The organism is Allobosea sp. P4_C6, assembly GCF_056402015.1.
In genome coordinates, this window is the sequence record NZ_JBFUIF010000098.1 from 1 (window position 1) to 5858 (window position 5858).

Here is a 5858-nt window from a genome sequence, read left to right on the forward strand (position 1 = left end):
GACCGAACCGACGACGCGCATCGGGCTTATCAAGCTGAGCAGGGCGGTGACCTCGGGCAACTTGTCGCGACGAACGACGGATGGGTCTGCCCCGTGTGCGGATATCGGCAGCAATGGGCGCACGGTTCATGGCTTCGGCGCCCCGGGATGACCGCTAACCGGTCCGCCGTCCCTGCCACTATGCCGAGCGAGGAGGACGTGGCGCAGGCAATTTACCACAGCAAGTCACGCAACAAGCCGTGGGATGTCCTGACGCACGAGTTCAAGAACCAGTATCGCAAAACGGCCCGCGCCACCCTTGCCGTCTTCGCCCCGATTCAGGCGGAGAAGGAGCGGTTAGATTTCGAGAGCACGAGGCTTGCGATTGAGGCTGACCGCAATGAAGTTGGATTGAAAGCAGCCGAAGCCCGCGCCCTAGCCGCTGAAGCCGCCCTCGATGCGGCAGAGCAAGCCATACGCAACTGCCCGTCTCTCGATGAGAACGGATACATCTGTGAGAAGGCTGCGGCGATTAAAGCCATCCGGGCGCAGGGCAAGTAGCCCGTGACCCGCGCCAACGGCTTTACCATCACCATTGCGGTCATGGCTCTGGTGTTCGTCGGGGTCTATGGGTGGCTGACAGGGGCTCGGCAATACCTCAGAGCAGCGAGGCCTGCGCCGGCCGCGATCAACTTCCGGGTCGCCGCCGTCTTTCTTCACCCGCGCGCCACGATATGGAGCGAGGGCGGTTTCATTGGTTATTCGGCATCTCGGACAGGTCGCGCCCCTTGCGAGAAGTGCCCGGGCAGCCGCGCCAAGGCGCGATCCCGGAGGAATTCGAAGAGCACACCAGGGTGCTATGAGGCCGGAGCGAACCCGCCGTCGCACTTACAACGACTATCCACGCCCCCAGGATGACGACGATTTCTGGACCATCTTTCACCAGGGCTCTACGTCGGCACGATTGTTTAGCAACAAGGCCCGGGCGCCGAGCCTCCCTATTGGATGTGGGTCATTCAAATGCACGCGGGGGGCACGCCAACGGCGTCCGCCAGGTGACACCAACAGATGGTCAGGCTGAAACTCGCGACGCCTGCCTCCCGGCCTTCCGCAAATCCACCTGACCTACATCGGCGACGAAGGTTGGGCCGCCCATGTCGAGCACATCAGATTGCTGGGAACTCGGAGCGGAACGAAGCTTTACTGAGCCCATTAATCGCCCATGAGCCGATTGGTGATACGACGCGAAGACGAACTGAGCGCCGCTTTGGACCAGGCCCCAGATCGGATGGGATTCACCAACAACAGCGACGAAGAGCGCGAGATGGCGGTTTCGCGGACGCCGTGAAGGTCTATAAGGATTCGCTCGATGAAGGGCGTTGGCGCTCCCCTCAGCGCCTGTCCGGAGCGCCTGACCTAAGTCTGAGGGCAGACGGAAAAAATCGTGATGGAGACGGAATACCAAATAGGTGATTTTGTCGATCTCCAGCGAAATTTTGCCGGTGCGCTCCGCCCTGGCCCTTTCGAGATCATCCAGCTTTTGCCGAACTGTAATGGTGAGCAGCATTACCGCGTGCGCGGCCCGGACGACGCGCACCATGTGATCGGCAGATGCGAAATCGAAGAGGCGCCATCGTACGGTTTCGGCGAAGGCACGCTGAGAAGAGCTGACGAGCCGGCACCTCCGCAGAAATAGGCCGTGACAAGGAAAGGACGTGGGTAAGCCCCATCAGGCTTCAGGGCAGCTCAGTGACCTCAGCCGCCTCGGCATCTTCGCGCAGGCCCTTGTACGATGCATGCCGCAGCTTGCCATCGTCTGTCCACGCTCGGAACTCGACCTCTGCGACCAGAGCTGGCGTGAGCCAGCGATAGGCCTGGCGACTTCCCTTCACGCTGAGCGCCGGCTTCGGGATAACGAGCTCGTCCATTTGCTTGCGGAGTGCCGTCGCGCTGGCGTGGCTGAAGCCGGTACCGACGCCCCCGACATGGACCAACGCTCCGTCCTTGCGAGCAGCCAGCACCAATCGACCGATGCCGCCGAGCGCAGCGGTGGACGGTTCATAACCCACGATAACAAAGCTTTCCGACTGCACACACTTCACCTTTAGCCAGTCGCCGCCGCGCCCCGAGCGATACGGAGCCGAGCGGCGTTTCGCGATGATTCCTTCCAGGCCGAACTCACCTGCGAGCTCAAGAAACGGAGCGCCTTCCGTCTTGATTTCCTTGCTGGGCCGGATCGAGCCATGCGGCTGGTAGGCGAGTACACCCTCCAGCATCGCCCGGCGCTCATCGAGGCGGAGCGCGCGCAAATCACGGCCGTTGAGATAGAGCAGGTCGAACGCGTAGAGCATCGCGCTCGCAGCCGATCGCTTGCCGCCCCGCCCGCCAAGGGCCTTCTGCAGGGCGCCAAAGTCGGAAGCGCCGCGCTCGTCGAGCATGACCGCCTCGCCATCGAGGATGGCGCTGTCCAGGCCGAACTCAAGCGCATCGTTTGCGATAGTCGGAAAGCGATTGGTCCAGTCGTGGCCGCCTCGGGTGATGATCTGCACCTTCTTGCCAGGCCCGATATGGACGGCGAGCCGGTAGCCGTCCCACTTCACCTCAAAAGCCCAGTCGTTGCCGGCTGGAGGTTTGCTTTGGAGCAGCGCCAAACAAGGCTCAACGCGTTCCGGCATCGGGTCCACAAATTGATCGCGCTCGGCTTCCCGCCGCCGCGCGAGCGGGTCTTGGACGATATCCGCTGCAGGCGCGCCTCTGACAGCCCGACAGTCACACATTATACAACCTCCGCAACTAACAGAGTTGTAAAAGACGGGCGGAATGTTTCGTTCCGCTGCAGTGGTCTAAACCTCCTTTTACGGGGTCTGAACTAAAGTAGGGAGTGCTATTCTTTCGCCCTCTGGAGGTAATCCGGCAGATTGTTCGGACCCTAACAGTTTGGCGTATTGGCCCAGATTGGCCTTCCGCGATGGGACGGGCCCTCTATAGCCAGTCGCCTGATATCGACGACGTCGTTGAAGGGGCTCAACGCATGGCGCTCCGGATTGGCAGCCACGGCCGGACGATAGAATCGTTCCGCGTCGGAACTGTTGGGACGCGCCCGTCGTTGGCGCTGAAAGTCCGCGCCACGACGAGGTTGTTCGGTGAGAAAGCTGTTCCTGAAGAACATAGACGAGTATCGCGACGCTGCACGCCGGCTCGACGCAATCGGCAAGATCGAACCCGGTAGCCCGGCTCCCCCCGAGTACGAACTCCTGCTGGCCGCGGTGGATCGCTGGGAGGAAACCCACGACGATGGCGAAGCGGTTTCCCTCGACGAACTTGATAGTGACACCGCCGTGAAGAAGCCGAACGAACGCGGCCCAAGGGGCTGAGTTTTGCCCTGCTGGCGCCCTGTCGTGGATTACCGCTCGATCGGTGCTACCGGTACATCCGCAGCTCGCTTCCTGATCGGCAGTAGAATGAAGGGCATTGTCACGGGAATGGGCGATTTGAACCTGGCAGGTTAGGGTAGGGGGCATGCAGCCGATTTCCTACGCCCGTCACCAGTTCGCGCGCGAGATTATCAGGCACGCCTTGTGGCTCTATCTGCGGTTCGCCTTGAGCTATCGCGATGTCTAGGAGTTGCTGGCGGAGTGCGGCCTCGACATCGTTGGCTGGGCGATCAGAGGGTTTGAAGCTGATCTGCCGAGGTGCGACCTGAGCGCTTGTCCTGGGCAAGCTCGAACGACACCTTCTGACCATCGCGCAGCTCGCGCAGACCCGCTCGCTCCACGGTACTAATATGCACAAAGACATCCTGCCCGCCTTGATCCGGCTGGATGAAGCCAAATCCCTTCGTCGCATTGAACCATTTCACAGTACCGGTCGCCATCGCAGATTACTCCTAGTAAGACGCAGCATTTTCAATGCCGGCGCGTTCTGACGCAACCCCTCAGGTGCCTGGGAGGAGACGCAAGCCCGTCAATCTCCCCCCTAAGACTTCCTGAAGTTCGGGTACGGGCGCTCTGCGATTGGAAGGGGCGAGGTCGCAATGCACCATTCACAGCTCAGCTTTTGTCGAGATCTCGCGCGCGAGATCGGCCAGATAGCCRCATTCGGCGGCGGATTCATTGTCCCACCACATCGCGCAGAGATTGTGGGACGGGATCGGCGGCCTGGTCTCGAGCACACGCAGGGCAAGGTCGTCGCCCGAGACCCTGATCATCTCGCGCGGGATCAGGGCCGCGCCGGTGCCGGCATTGGCGAGCCTGGCGATCACAGTCAGCGGATTGCAGGTGTTCATGCGGTGGGGTTTGAGCCCTTTCGTGCCGAACCACATCTGGATCGTGGTGAACAGGCCCGAGGGCGAGCTATTGGTAAAGATCGGCAGATCGACGAGATTCTCCGGCGTGGCGACATCGCCGTCGAAGGGCAGGTCCTTGCCGATGACCCAGACGAGATCGATCAGCCAGAGCGGCACGATGGTGATGCCCTCATGCGCKCGCGGCTGCGACAGGAACGCGATATCGATCGAGCGATCGAGCAGGAGCTGTTCCAGCCGCGTGCTGAAATCCACGGTGACGTCGACCTGCAAGGCCGCGTGGCGAGCCGCCAACGCCGCCAGCAGATCCGGCAGGATCAGCGCCGCAAACGAGTCGGCGGCGCCGATGCGCAGCAGGCCGCGACCCGGCAGCGCGTCCTTCGAGCGGCGCTGGACCTGATCGGCGTGGGCGAGCATGCGCTCGACATCGGCATAGATCGCGCTGCCCAACGTCGTCGGCACCGGCCGGTACAGCGCGCGGTCGAACAACTCTCCGCCGAGGATGCGCTCCAGCTCCTTGACGCGCAGGCTAACGGTGGGCTGGGCGAGATTGAGATGCGTTGCGGCGGGGCGGAACCCTCCGAGCCGGGCCACCCAATAGAATGCCTCGGCCTGACCGAAGGTGTAGCGCATGGGCAAAGACGATAGTGGGCGGCTATCGAGACGCCAAGAGTTCTTATTTTCATTGGTCTTTGCGCGGGTGTTACGCTTCCCCCCGTTGAGCGCCACGTCCGACGATGCGCACTGCCAAGGCTTTGCCAGCCAAAAGGGGATGTTCGATGGTCAATCTACCGACGGATCGCCGACAATTTCTAACAGCGAGTGCCGGTGGCGCGCTGGCCGCGCTGTTGCCGTCCAGCCTGCTCCACGCCCAGCCGAACGCCGGAAAGACGCTGACGATCGTCCTGCCGAGCAATCCGATCACCATCGACCCGATCAACCAGCTCAATCATGACGCGATGGTGCTGGGCCAGACCGTCTTCGAGAACCTCGTCGAGTTCGATGTCGATGGCGTGCTGAAGCCGCAGCTTGCCAAGGCCCTGCCGACGATCTCGGCCGACAAGAAGACCTACACCTTCGAACTGCGCGACGACGTCACGTTCCACAACGGCAAGAAAATGACGGCCGAGGACGTGAAATACTCGTTCGACTACCTGCTCGACGCCAACAACAAGGCGCTGCGCCGGCCGCTCTTCACCAAGATCGCCAAGGTGACGGTGCTCGATCCGCTCAAGGTCCAGGTCGAACTGTCCGAGCCCTATGGCCAGTGGGTCTACTTCCTGACGAAATACATGGGCGTCTTCCCCGCCGGCTCGCGCAAGGAGCATGGCGACGACTATTTCAAGTCCAAGCCCGTCGGCATGGGCACCGGCTTCGGCATGTTCGAGGAGTGGAAGCCCAACGACTATATCAGCTTCAAGAAGAATCCGAATTACTGGCGCAAGGGCCTGCCGGCTTGGGACCGTCTCGTCGTCAAGATGATCCCGGAGGATGCGACGCGCGTCGCCTATCTCCTGACCAACCAGGTCGACATCATCAGCGCGCCGCCGGCGCGTGAATTCAACCGCCTCAAGAC

At 61.8% G+C, this 5858-nt stretch carries 7 protein-coding genes; 3 read left to right on the plus strand and 4 right to left on the minus strand.

Features of this window, described 5'->3' with window-relative positions:
* Positions 1-540 (plus strand): hypothetical protein (locus AC1DVA_RS25875; protein ID WP_476807773.1); only part of this gene is annotated, 540 nt, incomplete at its 5' end.
* A 511-nt stretch (positions 541-1051) separates the two neighbouring features.
* Here the strand turns inward: AC1DVA_RS25875 and AC1DVA_RS25880 are convergent.
* Entirely contained in the window at positions 1052-1579 is a 528-nt protein-coding gene (locus AC1DVA_RS25880; protein ID WP_265055441.1) for a hypothetical protein, read from the minus strand.
* Between the two features lie 136 nt (positions 1580-1715).
* Positions 1716-2630, minus strand: a complete 915-nt coding sequence (gene ligD, locus AC1DVA_RS25885) for a non-homologous end-joining DNA ligase (protein WP_265055373.1) — start codon at positions 2628-2630, stop codon at positions 1716-1718.
* Positions 2631-3122: 492 nt separating this feature from the next.
* Between ligD and AC1DVA_RS25890 the strand changes: the two genes are divergently transcribed.
* On the plus strand, positions 3123-3353 hold the full coding sequence (locus AC1DVA_RS25890) for a hypothetical protein (protein ID WP_476807774.1): 231 nt from the start codon (positions 3123-3125) through the stop codon (positions 3351-3353).
* A gap of 290 nt (positions 3354-3643) precedes the next feature.
* Here the strand turns inward: AC1DVA_RS25890 and AC1DVA_RS25895 are convergent, their stop codons facing one another.
* Positions 3644-3853: a cold-shock protein gene (locus tag AC1DVA_RS25895; protein WP_265055430.1), complete on the minus strand. Its 210-nt coding sequence runs from the start codon at positions 3851-3853 to the stop codon at positions 3644-3646.
* Positions 3854-4021: 168 nt separating this feature from the next.
* A complete protein-coding gene (locus tag AC1DVA_RS25900; RefSeq protein WP_476807775.1) occupies positions 4022-4915 on the minus strand; it encodes a LysR family transcriptional regulator in 894 nt (297 codons plus the stop codon).
* Between the two features lie 146 nt (positions 4916-5061).
* Here AC1DVA_RS25900 and AC1DVA_RS25905 point away from each other — a divergent pair.
* Positions 5062-5858: ABC transporter substrate-binding protein (locus AC1DVA_RS25905; protein WP_476807776.1), on the plus strand; the 797-nt coding region annotated here is incomplete at its 3' end.